Here is a 1,204-nt window from a genome sequence, read left to right on the forward strand (position 1 = left end):
CGAGGCGGCCGCGGTTGTGCTTCGCCTCGAGCCGCAGGCTGAAGGCGATGTTCTGCTCGACGGTGAGATGCGGGTAGAGGGCGAAGTCCTGGAAGACCATCGAGACCCCGCGCGCGCCCGGTGGCGTCGCCGTGGCGTCCACCCCGTTGATCGTCAACCGGCCCTCGTCGGGGGTTTCCAGCCCGGTGATGACCCGCAGCGCGGTCGACTTCCCGCATCCCGACGGCCCGACGATCACGGTGAAGGAGCGGTGCGGCAGATGCAGGTCGGCGACGTCGAGCGCGGGCTGCCCGGTGCCGCCGTACCGGCGCATGATCCCACGGAAGTGCACCCCCCCGCTGGGGGCGGGGAGCTCCGGCGGTGGCGCCTCGCCGAGGATCGGCCGGCTGGTCACGGTGGTGTCGGTCATCCGGTGCTCATCTCAGGCCAGCTTGGAGGAAAGCGTCGGTGACGCGGCGGGAGGCGAAGAGGTAGACGATGATCACCGGGATCGAGGCGAGCATGGCCCCGGCGAGCAGCGGGCCGTACTCCGGGCCCTCCTGGGTCTCGAACATCTGCAGGCCCGGCTGGATGGTCGTCGTGTCCGCGTGGGGCGCGACGAGGGTGGGCCAGAGATACTCGTTCCACGTCGTGATGAACACGACGATGGCCACCGCCGCGAGCGCGGGGCGCAGCAGCGGCAGGACGATGTGGCGCAGCGTCTCGGCGTGGCTGGCGCCGTCGAGGGTCGCGGCGCCGAGCAGGGTCGGCGGGATGCCGCGGATGTGCTCGCGCAGCAGCAGCACCGCCAGCGAGCAGGTGGCCAGCTGCGGCACGATCAGCCCGGCGAAGGTGTTGCGCCAGCCCAGCCGGGCGACCAGCAGGAACTGCGGGATCATCAGGGCCTGCGGCGGGACGACGAGGGCGATGAGCACCAGCGCGGAGACGAGCCGCTGCCCGGCGTGGGAGAAACGGACGAACGACCAGGCGGCGAGCACCCCGGCGACGAGGTGCAGGACGGTCACGCCCGTCGCCATGACGAAGGTGTTCAGCAGCAGCCGGCCGATGGGGAACCCGTCGATGGCGTTGCGGTAGTTGCTCAGGCTGGCCGGGATGGGCAGCGGGCTGGCGCCGTAGATGTCCACGGGCGGCTTGAACGAGGTGGTCAGCGCCCACAGCATCGGGAAGAGCATCGCGACGACCGCCATGGCGAGTACCACGTGCC

General features: G+C 71.2%; 2 protein-coding genes. Both read right to left on the reverse strand.

Annotated elements, in window-relative coordinates:
- Positions 1–409: ATP-binding cassette domain-containing protein (locus ACY5KJ_RS16960; RefSeq protein WP_462203824.1), on the reverse strand; the 409-nt coding region annotated here is incomplete at its 3' end.
- Positions 410–416: 7 nt separating this feature from the next.
- A partial coding sequence (locus tag ACY5KJ_RS16965; RefSeq protein WP_462203825.1) for a carbohydrate ABC transporter permease occupies positions 417–1,204 on the reverse strand: 788 nt, incomplete at its 5' end.

The organism is Frankia sp. CcWB3, from assembly GCF_977927595.1.